Here is a 15,766-nt window from a genome sequence, read left to right on the forward strand (position 1 = left end):
CCTACGCGGCATACCCCACCCTCATCCGGCGCTTTGCGCCACCTTCTCCCGAGGGAGAAGTGCCTGAAGGAAGCGTCGCTACGCGACTGTCACGCTAAATGAATTCGATCACGAGGGGCGGCTGCTAGCGAAATTGCGCCAGGAACCGCAGGTCGTTATCGAAGAACAGGCGCAAGTCGTTGACGCCGTAACGCAGCATGGCCAGGCGCTCTACGCCCATGCCGAAAGCGAAGCCAGAGTATTTTTCCGGGTCGATGCCGCTCATGCGCAGCACGTTCGGGTGCACCATGCCGCAGCCCATCACTTCCAGCCAGCCGGTCTGCTTGCACACGCGGCAGCCTTTGCCGGAGCACATCACACACTGCATGTCGACTTCGGCCGACGGCTCGGTGAAGGGGAAGAACGACGGACGGAAGCGCACGCCCAGCGGCTTCTCGAAGAACACCCGGAGGAACTCCTCGATGGTGCCCTTGAGGTCGGCGAAGCTGATGTCCTCGTCGATCAGCAGGCCTTCGACCTGATGGAACATCGGCGAGTGAGTGATATCGGAGTCGCAGCGATAGACGCGGCCGGGGCAGACGATGCGAATCGGCGGCTGCTGCGATTCCATGGTACGCACCTGGACCGGCGAGGTATGGGTGCGCAGCAGCATGTTCGCATTGAAATAAAAGGTGTCATGCATCGCCCGTGCCGGGTGGTGGCCGGGGATGTTGAGCGCCTCGAAGTTGTGGTAGTCGTCTTCGACTTCCGGACCCTCGGCCACGTTGTAGCCGATATGGGTGAAGAACTGCTCGACACGCTCGAGCGTGCGGGTGACAGGGTGCAGACCACCAGAGGCCTGACCACGGCCAGGCAGGGTCACGTCGATACGCTCGGACGCCAGCTTCTCGGCGAGCAGGGCCTGCTCAAGCACGGATTTGCGGGCATTCAGGGCGTCTTGCACCTGATTCTTGGCAGTGTTGATCAGGGCGCCAGCCTGCGGACGCTCTTCGGCCGACAGTTTGCCCAGAGTCTGCATCAGGGCGGTCAGTTCGCCTTTCTTGCCAAGGTACTGAACCCGGAGCTGTTCCAGGGCATTGACATCTTCACTTCGTTGCACGGCCTCGAGCGCTTGCGAGACCAATGCATCCAGATTTTCCATTTACAGACTCCAGATACGAAATAGGGGAAGAGCTGTTAAGGCTCTTCCCCTATCTTTGACGTTGCCACCGGGCGAGCCCGGTGATTGTCGGGGGACTTAAGCCAGAACGGCCTTGGCCTTCTCGACAATCGCAGCAAACGCCGCTTTTTCGTTCACTGCCAGATCAGCCAGAACCTTACGGTCGATTTCGATCGACGCTTTCTTCAGGCCAGCGATCAGACGGCTGTAGGACAGACCGTTGACGCGAGCACCAGCGTTGATACGAGCGATCCACAGTGCGCGGAACTGACGTTTCTTCTGACGACGGTCACGGTAGGCATATTGACCAGCCTTGATGACAGCCTGCTTGGCAACACGGAACACACGCGAGCGAGCGCCGTAATAGCCTTTAGCCAGTTTCAGAATCTTTTTGTGACGAGCACGAGCGATAACGCCACGCTTAACACGAGCCATGAGTAATTACCTCTAAGTATCTTGACCGATTAACGAACGCGCAGCATGCGCTCGACTTTAGCTTTGTCCGACGGACCGATCAGCGAGCTGCCACGCAGCTGGCGCTTACGTTTCGTGGACATCTTGGTCAGGATGTGGCTCTTGAAAGCGTGCTTGTGCTTGAAGCCTGTAGCAGTCTTCAGGAAGCGCTTCGCAGCGCCGCTCTTGGTTTTCATTTTTGGCATGTTTTGTACTCCGCATTCATTAACAACTGATAACCATCAGGCCTGCCAGTGCCCGGTAGATTATTTACGCTTCTTGGGTGCGATGACCATCATCAGCTGGCGTCCTTCCAGCTTAGGATGCTGTTCTACGGTGCCGATTTCAGCGAGGTCGGCTTCGACCCGCTTCAACAGCTCCATACCCAGTTCCTGGTGAGCCATCTCACGACCACGGAATCTCAGAGATACCTTGGCCTTGTCCCCGTCTTCAAGGAAACGTACCAGGTTGCGTAGTTTTACCTGGTAATCCCCATCTTCCGTCCCTGGACGAAACTTGATTTCTTTGATCTGCTGCTGGTGCTGGTTCTTCTTGGCGATAGCAGCCTGCTTCTTCTTCTCGAACAGGTGCTTGCCGTAGTCCATGATGCGGCAAACTGGCGGCAGTGCGTCAGCAGAGATCTCTACCAGATCCAGCTTGGCTTCTTCAGCCACGCGCAATGCCTCATCGATCGAAACAATACCAACCTGCTCGCCGTCTGCGCCAATCAGGCGCACTTCACGAGCGGTGATGTTTTCGTTGATCGGCGCCTTGGGGGCGGCCCGCTTGTCCTGTCTCATTTCACGCTTAATAGTTATTACTCCAAATCTTGGCGACCACGCCGGGAAACCGCTTGCTGCAACTGTGCGGCGAACTGCTCGATGGGCAGAGAGCCCAGATCGACGCCTTCACGGGTACGGACAGCAACGGATCGAGTCTCGACTTCCCGATCTCCAATAACCAAGAGATAGGGAACCTTGAGCAAGGTATGCTCGCGGATTTTAAAGCCGATCTTTTCGTTTCTCAAGTCAACCTTGGCACGAAAACCGCTTTGATTGAGAGTTTTCTCGACTTCACGGGCAAAATCGGCCTGTTTGTCGGTGATATTCATGATTACCGCCTGGGTCGGAGCAAGCCAGGCAGGAAAAGATCCGGCGTAGTGCTCGATCAGCATACCGATGAAACGCTCGAACGAACCAAGGATCGCGCGGTGCAGCATGACCGGGCGCTTGCGGTTGTTGTCTTCGGCGATGTAGCTGGCGTCCAGACGCTCAGGCAGGTTCGGATCGTACTGCAGCGTACCGCACTGCCAGTTACGCCCCAGGCAGTCACGCAGAGTGAATTCGATCTTTGGACCGTAGAAAGCACCCTCGCCCGGCTGGTATTCCCAGGCCAGACCAGACTCGTTAAGCGCTTCGGCCAGCGCGCCCTCGGCACGATCCCACAGCTCGTCGGAACCTACGCGCTTGGCGGGACGAGTCGAAAGCTTCATGGCGATATCGCTGAAACCGAAGTCCGCATAGACCTGCAAGGTCAGCTTGATGAAGTCGGCCGCCTCCTTCTTCACCTGATCTTCGGTGCAGAAGATGTGTGCATCGTCCTGCACGAAGCCACGCACGCGCATGATGCCGTGCAGCGCACCGGACGGCTCGTTGCGGTGGCAGGCGCCGAACTCGGCGAGACGCAGCGGCAGGTCGCGGTAGGACTTCAGACCCTGGTTGAATATCTGTACGTGGCACGGGCAATTCATCGGCTTGACCGCGTAGTCGCGGTTTTCCGAAGCCGTGGTAAACATGTTCTCGGCGTAGTTGGACCAGTGCCCGGAACGCTCCCAAAGGATGCGATCGACCACCTGCGGCGTGCGCACCTCGACGTAGCCGTTCTCACGCTGCACCTGGCGCATGTATTGCTCCAGCACCTGATACACGGTCCAGCCATTGGGGTGCCAGAACACCATGCCCGGCGCTTCTTCCTGCAGGTGGAACAGATCCAGCTGCTTGCCGATGCGACGGTGATCGCGCTTCTCGGCCTCTTCGATGCGCTGGATATAGGCAGCAAGCTGCTTCTTGTCCGCCCAGGCAGTGCCGTAAACGCGCTGCAGCTGCTCGTTCTTCGAGTCGCCGCGCCAGTAGGCACCGGAAATACGGGTCAGCTTGAACGCCTTGAGGAAGCGCGTGTTCGGCACATGCGGGCCACGGCACATGTCGACGTACTCTTCATGGAAGTACAGACCCATCGCCGTTTCATCCGGCATGTCGTCGATCAGACGCAGCTTGTATTCCTCGCCACGCGACTTGAACAGTTCGATGACTTCGGCACGCGGCGTCATCTTCTTGATGACGTCGTAGTCCTTCTCGATCAGCTCGGCCATGCGCTTCTCGATGGCCGCCATGTCTTCCGGCGTGAAGGGACGATCGATGGCGATGTCGTAATAGAAGCCTTCGTCAATGACCGGGCCGATCACCATCTTGGCATTCGGATACAGCTGCTTGACTGCATGCCCAACCAGGTGAGCACAGGAGTGGCGGATGATTTCCAGCCCCTCTTCGTCTTTCGGCGTGATGATCTGCAAAGTGGCATCGGTATCGATCACGTCACAGGCATCGACCTGCTTGCCGTTTACCTTGCCAGCCAGGGTGGCCTTGGCCAGGCCTGCACCAATGGATTGAGCGACCTCGAGCACGGATACCGGATGATCGAACGAACGCTGACTGCCGTCGGGAAGAGTAATGATGGGCATGGCGCCTCCTCTCCTAGTGGTGACCCCTACCAAAGGTCACGTGGGTTGGGATGAGCCAGGAAGCGATTCAGCGGTATACCCACCTAACGATGGCAGGAGCCCGAAGGCCAACCCGTCCGAACCAGAGTCACTGGAAGTAAAGAGTGCGGATGCTTTCAGAAAGCCTGAGCCCTGACAAGCTGCCGCCCGAAACAAACACGCAAAAACCTGAGGCGTCACCCGAAAAAAACTCGAGCAATAAAAAAGGGGCCGCTTAGCGACCCCTTCTTATCGATTTGGTAGGCACAATTGGACTCGAACCAACGACCCCCACCATGTCAAGGTGGTGCTCTAACCAACTGAGCTATGTGCCTTCGATGGGTGCGCATTCTACGCAGATCTTTTTGGCCGTCAACAGGTTTTTTCGCTAACTCACTGAAATAGGCCAATTTTTTATCGAAACCGGATCGTTGAATATTTTGCACGGGCACTAGCCGGCTATTTTCAACTCAGGTAGCATCGAATCATTCGTAAAAAATAAAGAACAGAGGTTCAAGATGGCGCACACGGCATATCCACAATCCTATTACGCCGCTTCAGCCAACCCCGTTCCGCAACGCCCTACCCTGCAAGGCGAGGTGGAAACCGATGTGTGCATCATCGGCGCGGGTTACACCGGCCTGTCCACTGCACTGTTTCTGCTGGAAAACGGTTTCAAGGTGAGCATCGTCGAAGCGGCCAAGGTCGGCTTCGGCGCATCGGGTCGTAATGGCGGACAAATCGTCAACAGCTACAGCCGTGATATCGACGTCATCGAACGCACCGTCGGCCCCAAGCAGGCACAACTGCTCGGGCAGATGGCATTCGAAGGTGGCCGCATCATCCGTGAGCGCATCGCCAAGTACGACATCCAGTGCGACCTGAAGGACGGTGGTGTATTCGCCGCGCTGACCAGCAAGCAGATGGGCCATCTGGAATCGCAGAAGAAGCTGTGGGAGCGCTACGGCCACACCCAGCTGGAGCTGATGGACGCCAAGCGCATTCGCGAAGTCGTCGCCACCGAGAACTATATCGGCGGCATGCTGGACATGAGCGGCGGTCACATTCATCCGCTGAACCTGGCGCTGGGCGAAGCCGCTGCGGTGGAGTCGCTGGGCGGCGTGATCTATGAACAGTCGCCTGCTACGCGTATCGAGCGCGGTGCCAACCCGGTGGTGCATACCCCGGAAGGCCGCATCAAGGCCAAGTTCGTGGTGGTCGCCGGTAACGCCTACCTGGGCAATCTGGTGCCGGAGCTGGCTTCCAAGTCGATGCCGTGCGGTACGCAGGTGATCACCACCGAGCCGCTGTCCGACGAAGTCGCTGCCAGCCTGCTGCCGCAGGACTACTGCGTGGAGGATTGCAACTACCTGCTCGACTACTACCGTCTGACCGGCGACAAGCGCCTGATCTACGGCGGTGGCGTTGTCTATGGCGCGCGCGACCCGGCCAACATCGAGGCGATCATCCGACCGAAGATGCTCAAGACCTTCCCGCAACTGAAGGACGTGAAGATCGACTTCGCCTGGACTGGCAACTTCCTGCTGACGCTGTCGCGCCTGCCACAGGTAGGCCGTATCGGCGACAACATCTACTACTCGCAAGGCTGCAGTGGCCATGGCGTGACCTACACGCACCTGGCGGGCAAGGTCCTCGCCGAAGCGCTGCGCGGCCAGGCCGAGCGTTTCGATGCCTTCGCCGGTTTGCCGCACTACCCCTTCCCGGGCGGCCGGATGTTCCAGGTCCCCTTCAGCGCCATCGGCGCCTGGTACTACACGCTGCGGGACAAGCTCGGCGTGTGATCAGCCTGCACATCGATGAAAACGGCGCCCTCGGGCGCCGTTTTCATGTGCATCATGGGCAGACCGACAAGGCCTGGCACTGTCCACCGGAATCACGGGTCTTTGGCGGTGCAGCGAAGCGTGCATCATCCGGTGCCAACCGCTGCGCACAGGCCTGTGCCTTGTGCGCCTCAGAGGCACAACCCTGCTCGCCCAGCACCTGCGACAGGTTGAACCAACCGGCAGCGAAATCCGGCTCGCGCTCCAGGCTCTCACGCAATGCCTGTTCGGCGCCCTTGCGATCACCCTCGGCATAGCGGCTGTTGCTCAGGGCGAACCAAGGCAGCGCCTGCTCCGGCCAGGCTTCGGTGGCACGGCGATAGGCACGCCGCGCAGTCTGGGCATTGCCGGTTTGCTCGAGGTCATTGGCAGCCTTCATCCAGACCTGCATATCGGCTTGCGCCGGCAGACGTTCAGGCGGCAAGGTCAGAACCGCCCAACGCCCGCCGCGCTCCCAGGTTCTGTCGAAACTGGCGAAGCTGTCTTCGAGCCTGCGCGTGGTGGCAGAACGCAGAATCAGCGTGCGCTCACGACGGTCATAACCGACCACCACTGCGAAATGCCACTGCGGGTAGAAGTCGAACGCCAGGTTCTGCAGCACCAGCACCGGATTGCCAGCGGCCACTTCGGCCAACACGGCCTCCAAGCGCGGCTGCAGCGGATACACCAGCATTTCGTGACTGCGCGCGGCAGCGACCATCTCCACCTGCAGACTGCCTTCACGGCTGGGGATGTAGACCTTGTCCTTGAGCGCGCCGGGCGTGGTCAGCACACCACGTTGATTGAGCATGGTAGCCAAGGCAGCCGGCCCGCACTGGTAGGCGTCCTGAGGGAAGAAGGGAACGTCGGTGAGCTCCACCCGCTCAGGCAAACGCTCGCCCACCGGTGATAACACCGGGGAGCGAGCGCAGGCTGTGAGTAAAACGATCGATGCGATACAGCAGAGACGAATCAGCGATTTATGCATTTAACGAAACTGAAGATGTTGGTGGCACACAGCATATCAGTGATGATGAAGATCACCAGAAACAACACGATGATGCCGACCACACCGGCACCGGCTGGTGCCTGATCCAGCTGCTGGTTGAACTGCGCCAGCTCGGCCGGGGTCAGGCTGGCGATACGTGACTCGACCTGATCACGGTCGACGCCCATCGACACCAGTTTCTCCTTCACCTGCTCGTCATCGAGCATGGCCATCAGTTGCTCCTGATCCACCTTGTGCTGCTGCTCGGCGATCACCTCGTGAGTGCCGACCATCGCCGCATTCGCGGCAGGAATCTGCACCACCAGCAGCAGATGAAACAATGCCGTAATCGCAGCCAGGCGGCGCATGACGGGGTTCATGGAAATTGTCATTGTGGTTATCTCCTGAGGGACGAGGTAGCCAGTAGACAGCATCCAAATCGCCCAGGTTCACTCCGCCAGTCTGCGCTCGTTCACGTTTCCATCAGCAGCTGGCTGAGCACCGCACGCAGCTTGCCTGGCTTGACCGGTTTATTCAGCAGCGGCGCGCCCAGCGCCTGCAGCTCGCGACGGCAGGCATCACTGCGATCGGCACTGATGATCAGCGCCGGGATCGACCTGGAAAATTCGTCGCGCAATTGCTGTATCACCTGGCAGCCGAGCACACCGTGATCGAGGTGAAAATCGGCCAGGATCACCTCCGGCGCCCGTCCCTGCAATCGCTGCAAGGCCTCGGACAGATCCACTGCCGTAACCACCTCGCAGCCCCATTGCCCAAGCAACGCGGCCATGCTGTGGAGGATGTCGACCTCGTTGTCGATCACCAGCAAACGCCGGCCCGGCAACGGATTGCCGAGCACGGGCTGAACGATCGACGGTACCTGACGTTGTGGCCGCGTCTGCGCCAGCGGCACACGAATGCTGAACACCGAACCGAGCCCGGGCTGCGAGCGAACCTGTACCGGATAACCCAGCATGCGCGCGATGCGCTCGACAATGGCCAGACCCAGACCAACGCCTTTGCGCTGCGCGGCGCGCCCGACTTCGAGCTGATTGAATTCGAGGAAGATCTTGTCCAGTTGATCCGCTGCGATACCGCGACCGCTGTCCCACACCTGCAGCTCGACGAAATCACCACGACGTCGCGCGCCGAGCAGTACGCCGCCGAGCTCGGTGTAACGGCAGGCATTGCTGAGGAAGTTGCGCAGGATGCGCGTCAACAATCGGAAATCGGTGCTTACCGCGTAGTCTGCGATACGTACGCGCAGACGCAAACCATTGGCGCTGGCGACGCTGTCGAATTCCGAGGCCAACGGCGCTAACAGCTCCTCGAGGCGATAGACATCGACATCCGGTTTGATCGCCGCCTGATCCAGTTTGGAGATATCCAGCAGGTCGGCCAGCAGATCTTCAGCGCCCTCCAGCGCCAGATGGCTGCGCTCGACCAGATTGCGCTCGGCACTCGGCAGCTCACGCTCACGCAGCGTGGAGATCAGCAGGCGCGCGGCATTGAGTGGCTGCAGCAGGTCATGACTGGCGGCGGCCAGGTACTTGTCCTTGCTGCGGTTGGCGGCTTCGGCGGCGTCGCGAGCCTCGCGCAGGGCCAGTTCGATGCGCTCGCGCTCCTCGATCTGCCGCTGCAGGTTGCGGTTGGATTCGAGCAGTTCATAGGTACGCGCCGCAACGCGACGCTCCAGTTCGTCGTTGAGTTGTTGCAGACGCTGCTGAGCCTGCTTGCGCTCGGTGATATCGGCAACAAAACCCTCGAAGACGCCCTCGCCTTCGGGCTTGAGCAGCAGATTCATCAGCACGTCGATGGTACTGCCGTCGCGCCGACGCAGGCGCGTCTCGTAGCCCAGCAACACCTGCCCCTCGCTAAGCTGTTGTCGAATCACCTCCAGCTCGTCGAAACCGCCGACGAACAGATGCCGGGCCAGATCGCCCGGCGACCACAGCACCTGTTGTGGATCGTCATACCCAAGCATGCGCGCCATTGCCGGGTTGGCCGCCAGTACGCCGTCCTGCAGGCTCGCCTGGATGATGCCGTGCACGGCGTGCTCGAACAGCCACTTGTAGCGGTTGCGCTCGGTTTCCAGTTCTTCAAGGCGCGCCAGCAGCTCAGGGTAGTGGCTCTTGCGCGCCGACTGGCTGCCAAGGCCCAACAACCCGGCCAGCGCCTCGTCAGAGCGCCTCGCCATAGACCACCTCGACGTCTCGCTGGGTCGACTCGCGCGGGTTGGTGAGGATGCACGGATCGTCCATGGCATGGCTGGACAAAAACGGAATGTCCGAAGTGCTGACCCCGTGCAGGCCGAGCGTCTCGCGGAAACCCATGGCGTGCTTGAAGGCAATCAGGTGCTCGACCAGGCGCTGGCGAATCTGCGCATGGTTGAGGCCACGACAGTCGATGCCGAGGGTCTCGGCAATTACCTTGAAGCGCTCTGGCGCGGCGCTGTAGTTGAAGGCCACCACATGCTCGACCAGCACCGCATTGCACAGGCCGTGTGGCAGGTCGAGGAAGCCGCCCAGACTGTGGCTCATGGCATGCACCGCACCGAGGATCGCGTTGGAGAAGGCCAGGCCGGCCTGCATGCTGCCGAGCATGATCTTCTCGCGCAGGGCGATGTCGGCCGGGTTGGCGATCATCTGCACCAGGTTGCCGTTGATCAGGCGCATCGCCTCCAGCGCGTGCGGGTCGGTGAGCGGGCCATTACCGGTAGAGACGAATGCCTCGATAGCGTGTACCAGGGCGTCGATGCCGGTACAGGCACTGAGGAACGGGTCCATGCTCAGCGTGGTTTCCGGGTCGATCAGGGACACGTCCGGCACCACCGCCTTGCTGACGATGGAGAACTTCATCCGTTCCTGCTGATTGGAGATGATCACGAACTGCGAGACGTCGGCCGAAGTGCCGGCGGTGGTTGGAATCAGGATCAGGGGCGGGCTCGGCACGCGGATGGTATCCACACCCTCGAACTCCAGAATGCTGCGGCCATGGGCGACGACGATGCCGATACCCTTGGCGCAGTCCATCGGGCTGCCGCCACCGACGGCGACGATCACGTTGCAGCCTTCACTGCGATACAGCTCGGCGCCTTCCATCACCTCCTCCACGCGCGGGTTGGGCGAGACCCTGGTGTACAGGCAGTAGGCGATGCCCTGGGCCTGCAGGCTGGCCTCGATATCGCCAGCCCAACCAGCCGCAACCACGCCGGGATCGGAAACGACCAGTACCTTGCGCGCACCGAAGGTCTTGGCATAGTTGCCGACGTTATGCCGAGAACCGGCGCCGAAGATGATCTCGGGGGAAACGAATTTTCGTAGCTGACTCAAATCGTGGCTCATGCAACGGCCTGAAATTTCTTGTTATGGAGTGGCGATCAGCGTACTGCATTGCCAGGCTAATGCAATGCAACCTGCGATCAGCTCAGGTGCTGATAGAAGGCATGTTCGGCGCGCAGCGACTCGGCCAGATTGGCGGCCTGACGGAAACCATGGCGTTCTTCGGCGAACAGGTGATATTGCACCGGTAAACCGCGCTGGCGCAGTGCCTCGACCATGCTTTCGGTCTGGCTCGGTACTACCACGGCATCCAGCGCGCCCTGAAAGAAAATCACCGGTGCCTTGATCCGTTCGGCCTGCAACAGGGGTGTGCGATCCCGGTAGCGCTCGCCATCCTGCTCGGGATCACCGATCAGCCAGTCCAGATAGTCCGCCTCGAACTTGTGAGTCAGCCTGCGCAGGGCCAGCGGGTCGCTGACGCCGTAGAGGCTGGCGCCGCCGCATAACATCGGCAACTCGATCAAAGCACGCAGCGCACTGAAACCGCCCGCACTGCCGCCACGCACGAACACGCGCTGCGGATCGATACGGCCCGCTTCGGCCAGTGCCTCGATGGCGGCGCGAATGTCCTGCACCTCCAGCTCGCCCCACTGTCCGGCCAGACGCAGGCGATAGTCACGACCGTAGCCGCTGCTGCCGCGGTAGTTGAGGTCGAGCACGGCGTAACCGCGCAGCGTCCAGAAGGCGATACGTGGATCGAACACCGGGTAGCAGGCCGAGGTCGGGCCACCGTGCAGGAAGATCACCAGCGGTGGGCGCTCTGCGGACGACACAGGGGCGTAGAAGAAACCATGGCAATGCTCGCCCTCTCCGACGATGCAGCTGAATGGCTGAGGCCGTGATAGCTGTTCTTCAGGCAAGGGCTGCTCGCCACCGGCGAGCATGCGCACGGTTCCATCGCTTCGGCGAATGGCAAGCACCGCCGGCAGACGATCCGGCGCGCCAGCGATGCAGTAGAAGTGCTCGACATCCGCGGCCAGGCTACGGAAACGGGTAAAGCCTTCAGCCAGTCGCCGCTCTGTGCTTGGCCCACCGTAGGATGCGCCATGCGCACCAGCGGTCTCGGCGGCAAGAGAATCGGTGCGCGCAGCGCACCCTACGAGAACGCCGACGCCCTCCTCGAAACGGGTCAGCAGCAGCTCATCGTTTTCCAGCGGCAGGTAGGTTCGGCCGCCCAGTTGCCAGGGCGCCGGCGCGTGATCGCAGGGCGCAGCATCCCACTTCATATCGGCATCGATACACTCGGGCTGCCACCAACCGGCACGGTCGCTCAACACCCACAATCGGCCCTGCATATCGAAACGCGGCTGCTGCAGGGATCGATCCTCCGCCTCCCCTGACAGCACCCGAATGCGCTCGCCGGACTCACGCTGGCACAGGCGCGTGGCGACCCAGGGCTGATGTGGTCGATCCCACTCGATCCAGCCCAGACGCTGGCCACCAGGGTCGGCCACCGGCGCAGCGTAGAAATCGGCGCCCTCGACCAATACTTCGCGCCTGCCACCAAGGCCGATGCGTACCAGGCGATGCACCACCGCATCGCCTTCATCGCTTTCCTCTACAGCCAACAGCGCCTGCCAGGCGGGCACGAAGGACAGGTCGCCATAACGGCATTGAGGCTGATCAGTTATCCGGTAGGGGGTGCCGTGCGCACCGCCGTCCAGGCCAATATCGATGCGATAGACCTGCTGGTCACGCTCGTTGACGAAGGCTACGCCCTGCTCCGTGGCACAGCAGGCGCCACCGCCGTATTCGTAGACGCGGCTGCGCACGGAAAACCCTGGCGGCGACAGTTCACACACCACACCGTCGCAGCAGAAGAACAGCCCGCAACGCGCCAGCTGAGGATCGAACGCCACCCACAGCACGCCGCCGTGGGCCGCGTGCAGTTCGGCGAAGTCAGCACTGGCACCTGCGGCCTGCTCGGCACTCCATATCGCGTCAGAACCGGTGCGCACAGCGCACCCTACGCTTTGCATATGATTCGCGAGGCCTTGTCGTTGCGGTACTGCAGCGCTTCCAGCCCCAGCGGCGCCTCGTCGGCCTGCTGGCGTGCGGCGAGAATCACGCCATGGTGCGCCGACTTGCTGCACACCGGGTCGGCGTTGCGGGCATCGCCGGTGAGCATGAAGGCCTGACAGCGACAGCCACCGAAATCCTTGTGTTTCTCGTCGCACGAACGGCACGGCTCGGGCATCCAGTCGTCACCACGGAAGCGGTTGAAGCCGAACGACTCGCGCCAGATGTGCGAAAGGCTGTGCTCGCGCACATTGGGAAACTGCACCGGCAACTGCCGCGCGCTGTGACAAGGCAGCGCCGTGCCATCTGGGGTGATGTCGAGGAACAGGTTGCCCCAGCCGTTCATGCAGGCCTTGGGGCGCTCCTCGTAGTAATCCGGGGTGACGAAGATCAGCTTGCACGGATGCTTCTCGGCCGCCAGTTTGTCGCGCCACTGCAGGGTGATGTGCTCGGCGCGCTCCAGCTGCGCGCGGGTCGGCAGTAGCCCTGCACGGTTGAGCTCGGCCCAGCCGTAGAACTGGCAGGTGGCGAGTTCGACGAAATCCGCCTCCAGTTCCAGGCACAGCTCGATGATGCGCTCGATATTGTCGATGTTGTGCCGGTGGGTGACGAAGTTGAGCACCATCGGGTAGCCGTGCGCCTTGACCGCACGGGCCATCGCCAGTTTCTGCGCGAAGGCCTTCTTCGAGCCGGCCAGCAGGTTGTTCACCTCCTCGTCGGCGGCCTGGAAGCTGATCTGGATATGATCGAGCCCGGCGTCGGCGAACTCGGCGATACGTGCCTCGGTGAGGCCGATGCCGGAGGTGATCAGGTTGGTGTAGTAGCCCAGCCCCCGCGCCGCTGCAATCAGCTCGGCCAGATCCTGGCGCACCAGCGGCTCACCGCCGGAGAAGCCTAACTGCGCCGCCCCCAGCTCACGTGCCTGGCGGAATACCTCGATCCATTCGGCGGTCGACAACTCTGTGCCCTGCTGGGAGAAATCCAGCGGGTTGGAGCAGTACGGGCACTGCAGCGGGCAGCGGTAGGTGAGCTCGGCCAGGAGCCAAAGCGGCGGGCCGACCTGTACGCCCGGCTTAGCGAAGCTCGATCCAGAACTGAGCATGGGCCACCTCCATGAAGGCAAGAATGTCTTCGTCGATGCCTGGCACATCGGGGAAGCGCTGATGCAGGTTGCCGATGATCTCGGCCACCGAACGCTTGCCGTCGACCTGCTGGAGAATCTCGCTGGCGCTGTCGTTGAGCTTGATCATGCCTTCCGGATAGAGCAGCACGTGGCAGCCCTGGGCCGGCTCGAACTGCAGACGGAAGCCGCGGCGAATGGCGGGTACGCTGGGGGGCAGGATGACGGCAGTCATTGTTCAGACTCCTCACTGGTGCGCGCGGCGCGCCCTACAAAGGGCGCGTCGAACGGAAATGCGGCCGTGGGGTGCGCCGTGCGCACCGACACTTCGAGGTTCATAGCTCGATTCCCCGATGCCAGACGCGCTCGTTGGTCACCGTGTGATACGGCGGGCGTTGCAGCTCGTAGGCCATGCTCATGGCATCGAGCATGCTCCACAGCACGTCGAGCTTGAATTGCAGGATCTGCAGCATGCGCTCCTGCGCTTCACGGGTGCGGTAGTGTTCGAGGGTGATGCGCAGGCCATGCTCGACATCGCGGCGCGCCTCTTTCAGGCGTTTGCGGAAGTAGTCGTAGCCGGTGACGTCGATCCACGGGTAATGCTGCGGCCAGGCATCCAGGCGCGACTGGTGAATCTGCGGGGCGAACAGTTCGGTCAGCGAACTGCTGGCAGCCTCCTGCCAGCTGGCGCGGCGCGCGAAGTTGACGTAGGCATCGACGGCGAAACGCACGCCGGGCAATACCAGCTCCTGCGACAGCACCTGCTCGCGGTCGAGGCCAACCGACTCGGCCAGGCGCAGCCAGGCCTCGATGCCGCCCTCCTCGCCCGGCGCCCCATCGTGATCGAGGATGCGCTGAATCCACTCGCGCCGCGTCTCGCGATCCGGGCAGTTGGCGAGGATCGCCGCATCCTTCAGCGGGATGTTGACCTGGTAGTAGAAACGGTTGGCCACCCAGCCCTGGATCTGCTCGCGGGTGGCGCGTCCTTCGTACATCGCACGATGGAACGGATGATGAATATGGTACAGCGCGCCCTTGGCGCGCAGCGCCTGCTCGAATTCGGCAGGTGTCATGGCAGGTTGGCTCATCAGAACGCTCCGGTACGCATTGCCGTAGGGTGCGCCATGCGCACCAGCATTTCTCGAGGTACGCACGGCCTGGGCGGCCCCGCGCACCCTACAAAACGATGCTCATACCATCGAACGCGACCTCGATGCCGTGCGCATCCAGCTCGGCACGCTCGGGCGAATCCAGGTCGAGAATCGGGTTGGTGTTGTTGATGTGAATGAGGATCTTGCGTGCGCTCGGCAGGCCGTCGAGCACTTCGATCATGCCGCCCGGGCCGCTCTGGCAGAGATGGCCCATCTCGCTGCCGAGCTTGTCGCCGACCTCGCACACACGCATCTCGTCGTCGCGCCACAGGGTGCCGTCCACCAACAGGCAGTCGGCGCGGCGCATCCAGCTCAGCAAGTGCTCGTCCACCTGGCCGAGACCGGGGGCGTAAAACAGGCTGCGGCCGCTGCGCCGGTCCTCGATGAACAGGCCGATGTTGTCGCCCGGATGCGGATTGCCGCGATGCGGCGAGTACGGCGGTGCGCTGCTGCGCAGGGCAATGGCGGTGATGCTCAGCGCTGGGCACGCGGGAATGCTGAAGGGCTTGGCGTCCAGCTCGATCAACTGATGCTGCAGACCGCCGTTCCAGTGGCTGAGCATGTTGAACAATGGAAAGCCGCTGGTCAGGTCCTGATGCACCATCTCGGTACACCAGACCTGATGCGGACAGCCCTCGCGCAGGGTCAACAGGCCGGTGCAGTGGTCGATCTGGCTGTCGAGCAGGACGATACCGGCGATGGCCGTGTCACGCAGCTTGCGCGCCGGTTGCAGCGCCGGAAAGGCTTCGATCTGCGTGCGGATGTCCGGCGAGGCATTGCACAGGATCCACTGCTGACCGTCATCGGAAATGGCGATGGACGACTGCGTACGCGGTTGCGCCCGCAGCGTGCCAGCGCGCACGCCACGGCAATTGCGGCAGTTGCAGTTCCACTGGGGGAAGCCACCGCCAGCGGCGGAACCGAGAATCTGGATATGCATGTAAGTCACCAGCGGGG

General features: G+C 61.6%; 15 protein-coding genes and 1 tRNA gene. 1 reads left to right on the top strand and 15 read right to left on the bottom strand.

The annotated features are described in order from the left end of the window. Positions 1-124: 124 nt before the first annotated feature. The 6 genes from pheS to H3221_RS13685 form a co-directional block, all read right to left on the bottom strand. Positions 125-1,141 carry a phenylalanine--tRNA ligase subunit alpha gene (gene pheS / locus H3221_RS13660; RefSeq protein ID WP_196474989.1) on the bottom strand — a complete coding sequence of 339 codons (1,017 nt, stop codon included), beginning with the start codon at positions 1,139-1,141 and terminating at the stop codon, positions 125-127. A 96-nt stretch (positions 1,142-1,237) separates the two neighbouring features. Further along, positions 1,238-1,594, bottom strand: a complete 357-nt coding sequence (gene rplT / locus H3221_RS13665) for a 50S ribosomal protein L20 (protein ID WP_003461224.1) — start codon at positions 1,592-1,594, stop codon at positions 1,238-1,240. A gap of 29 nt (positions 1,595-1,623) precedes the next feature. After that, the gene (gene rpmI / locus H3221_RS13670; protein ID WP_003461222.1) at positions 1,624-1,818 is read right to left on the bottom strand and encodes a 50S ribosomal protein L35; all 195 of its coding nucleotides are present in this window, start codon (positions 1,816-1,818) and stop codon (positions 1,624-1,626) included. 60 nt (positions 1,819-1,878) lie between these two features. Beyond that, positions 1,879-2,430, bottom strand: a complete 552-nt coding sequence (gene infC / locus H3221_RS13675) for a translation initiation factor IF-3 (protein ID WP_169886860.1) — start codon at positions 2,428-2,430, stop codon at positions 1,879-1,881. Next, complete coding sequence (gene thrS / locus H3221_RS13680) at positions 2,430-4,352, bottom strand: threonine--tRNA ligase (RefSeq protein WP_108232730.1); 1,923 nt, start codon at positions 4,350-4,352, stop codon at positions 2,430-2,432. The genes infC and thrS overlap by 1 nt, the downstream gene beginning before the upstream one ends. Before the next feature lie 276 nt (positions 4,353-4,628). Further along, positions 4,629-4,705: transfer RNA gene (locus H3221_RS13685), tRNA-Val, on the bottom strand. A gap of 183 nt (positions 4,706-4,888) precedes the next feature. Here H3221_RS13685 and H3221_RS13690 point away from each other — a divergent pair. Further along, the gene (locus H3221_RS13690) at positions 4,889-6,172 is read left to right on the top strand and encodes an NAD(P)/FAD-dependent oxidoreductase (RefSeq protein WP_196474990.1); all 1,284 of its coding nucleotides are present in this window, start codon (positions 4,889-4,891) and stop codon (positions 6,170-6,172) included. 52 nt (positions 6,173-6,224) lie between these two features. On the opposite strand, the gene H3221_RS13695 is transcribed toward H3221_RS13690, so the two are convergent. The 9 genes from H3221_RS13695 to pqqB form a co-directional block, all read right to left on the bottom strand. Beyond that, positions 6,225-7,178 carry a PA2778 family cysteine peptidase gene (locus H3221_RS13695; protein WP_263482778.1) on the bottom strand — a complete coding sequence of 318 codons (954 nt, stop codon included), beginning with the start codon at positions 7,176-7,178 and terminating at the stop codon, positions 6,225-6,227. After that, positions 7,163-7,570: a PA2779 family protein gene (locus H3221_RS13700; RefSeq protein ID WP_036998373.1), complete on the bottom strand. Its 408-nt coding sequence runs from the start codon at positions 7,568-7,570 to the stop codon at positions 7,163-7,165. Before H3221_RS13700 ends, H3221_RS13695 begins: the two co-directional genes overlap by 16 nt. Positions 7,571-7,650: 80 nt before the next feature. After that, on the bottom strand, positions 7,651-9,375 hold the full coding sequence (locus H3221_RS13705) for a hybrid sensor histidine kinase/response regulator (RefSeq protein WP_196474992.1): 1,725 nt from the start codon (positions 9,373-9,375) through the stop codon (positions 7,651-7,653). Beyond that, a complete protein-coding gene (gene ercA, locus H3221_RS13710; protein WP_160017765.1) occupies positions 9,359-10,522 on the bottom strand; it encodes an alcohol dehydrogenase-like regulatory protein ErcA in 1,164 nt (387 codons plus the stop codon). The genes H3221_RS13705 and ercA overlap by 17 nt, the downstream gene beginning before the upstream one ends. A gap of 77 nt (positions 10,523-10,599) precedes the next feature. Beyond that, entirely contained in the window at positions 10,600-12,498 is a 1,899-nt protein-coding gene (locus H3221_RS13715; RefSeq protein ID WP_196474993.1) for an alpha/beta hydrolase family protein, read from the bottom strand. Next, positions 12,486-13,640, bottom strand: coding sequence for a pyrroloquinoline quinone biosynthesis protein PqqE (pqqE, locus tag H3221_RS13720; RefSeq protein ID WP_196474994.1), 1,155 nt, complete (start codon positions 13,638-13,640; stop codon positions 12,486-12,488). Before pqqE ends, H3221_RS13715 begins: the two co-directional genes overlap by 13 nt. Further along, complete coding sequence (pqqD, locus tag H3221_RS13725; protein WP_017363275.1) at positions 13,612-13,893, bottom strand: pyrroloquinoline quinone biosynthesis peptide chaperone PqqD; 282 nt, start codon at positions 13,891-13,893, stop codon at positions 13,612-13,614. The genes pqqE and pqqD overlap by 29 nt, the downstream gene beginning before the upstream one ends. A gap of 100 nt (positions 13,894-13,993) precedes the next feature. After that, positions 13,994-14,746 carry a pyrroloquinoline-quinone synthase PqqC gene (gene pqqC / locus H3221_RS13730; protein WP_196474995.1) on the bottom strand — a complete coding sequence of 251 codons (753 nt, stop codon included), beginning with the start codon at positions 14,744-14,746 and terminating at the stop codon, positions 13,994-13,996. An 88-nt stretch (positions 14,747-14,834) separates the two neighbouring features. Beyond that, positions 14,835-15,749 carry a pyrroloquinoline quinone biosynthesis protein PqqB gene (gene pqqB, locus H3221_RS13735; protein WP_196474996.1) on the bottom strand — a complete coding sequence of 305 codons (915 nt, stop codon included), beginning with the start codon at positions 15,747-15,749 and terminating at the stop codon, positions 14,835-14,837. Between the last annotated feature and the right edge of the window lie 17 nt (positions 15,750-15,766).

The organism is Pseudomonas chaetocerotis (assembly GCF_015712105.2).
Classification (GTDB): domain Bacteria; phylum Pseudomonadota; class Gammaproteobacteria; order Pseudomonadales; family Pseudomonadaceae; genus Aquipseudomonas; species Aquipseudomonas chaetocerotis.

What these genes read in the sequence shown, in the direction of transcription:
- ercA (WP_160017765.1), bottom strand. Translation starts at nt 10,522, where the DNA reads ATGAGCCACGATTTGAGTCAGCTACGAAAATTCGTTTCCCCCGAGATC.
- rplT (WP_003461224.1), bottom strand. Translation starts at nt 1,594, where the DNA reads ATGGCTCGTGTTAAGCGTGGCGTTATCGCTCGTGCTCGTCACAAAAAG.
- rpmI (WP_003461222.1), bottom strand. Translation starts at nt 1,818, where the DNA reads ATGCCAAAAATGAAAACCAAGAGCGGCGCTGCGAAGCGCTTCCTGAAG.
- H3221_RS13695 (WP_263482778.1), bottom strand. Translation starts at nt 7,178, where the DNA reads ATGCATAAATCGCTGATTCGTCTCTGCTGTATCGCATCGATCGTTTTA.
- pqqD (WP_017363275.1), bottom strand. Translation starts at nt 13,893, where the DNA reads ATGACTGCCGTCATCCTGCCCCCCAGCGTACCCGCCATTCGCCGCGGC.
- thrS (WP_108232730.1), bottom strand. Translation starts at nt 4,352, where the DNA reads ATGCCCATCATTACTCTTCCCGACGGCAGTCAGCGTTCGTTCGATCAT.
- H3221_RS13715 (WP_196474993.1), bottom strand. Translation starts at nt 12,498, where the DNA reads ATGCAAAGCGTAGGGTGCGCTGTGCGCACCGGTTCTGACGCGATATGG.
- H3221_RS13700 (WP_036998373.1), bottom strand. Translation starts at nt 7,570, where the DNA reads ATGACAATTTCCATGAACCCCGTCATGCGCCGCCTGGCTGCGATTACG.
- pheS (WP_196474989.1), bottom strand. Translation starts at nt 1,141, where the DNA reads ATGGAAAATCTGGATGCATTGGTCTCGCAAGCGCTCGAGGCCGTGCAA.
- pqqE (WP_196474994.1), bottom strand. Translation starts at nt 13,640, where the DNA reads ATGCTCAGTTCTGGATCGAGCTTCGCTAAGCCGGGCGTACAGGTCGGC.
- H3221_RS13705 (WP_196474992.1), bottom strand. Translation starts at nt 9,375, where the DNA reads ATGGCGAGGCGCTCTGACGAGGCGCTGGCCGGGTTGTTGGGCCTTGGC.
- pqqC (WP_196474995.1), bottom strand. Translation starts at nt 14,746, where the DNA reads ATGAGCCAACCTGCCATGACACCTGCCGAATTCGAGCAGGCGCTGCGC.
- pqqB (WP_196474996.1), bottom strand. Translation starts at nt 15,749, where the DNA reads ATGCATATCCAGATTCTCGGTTCCGCCGCTGGCGGTGGCTTCCCCCAG.
- H3221_RS13690 (WP_196474990.1), top strand. Translation starts at nt 4,889, where the DNA reads ATGGCGCACACGGCATATCCACAATCCTATTACGCCGCTTCAGCCAAC.